The organism is Klebsiella sp. K47, assembly GCF_051858335.1.
GTDB lineage: Bacteria > Pseudomonadota > Gammaproteobacteria > Enterobacterales > Enterobacteriaceae > Klebsiella > Klebsiella pneumoniae.
Genome location: NZ_JBPYUI010000483.1, coordinates 1 through 219, shown reverse-complemented (window position 1 = coordinate 219; position 219 = coordinate 1). Strand labels below are relative to the sequence as shown.

1 protein-coding gene is annotated in these 219 nt (G+C 63.9%); it reads left to right on the top strand.

Annotation, left to right across the window (positions count from 1 at the left end; all coding sequences use genetic code 11):
* On the top strand, positions 1 to 219 hold a 219-nt coding region (locus RRF55_RS28900; RefSeq protein WP_439419431.1), incomplete at both ends, for a hypothetical protein.

Genomic DNA, 219 nt, shown 5'->3' with positions numbered 1-219 from the left:
ACAAGCAGCAGTGGATACCGGCAAGTGCGGCCATCGCGCTCGCCTCGGCCACCCGCCTGACCGGGCTGGCACTGATTCCCTGCATCCTCTGGATCGCGTGGAGGCAGCGGGCACAGATTCGGGACCTCATCGTTATTCCGGTGGTGGGCGCGTTGGGTACGCTGCTGTTCGCGATGTGGACCTGGTGGAAATACGACGATGCCCTCGCCTACTGGCATG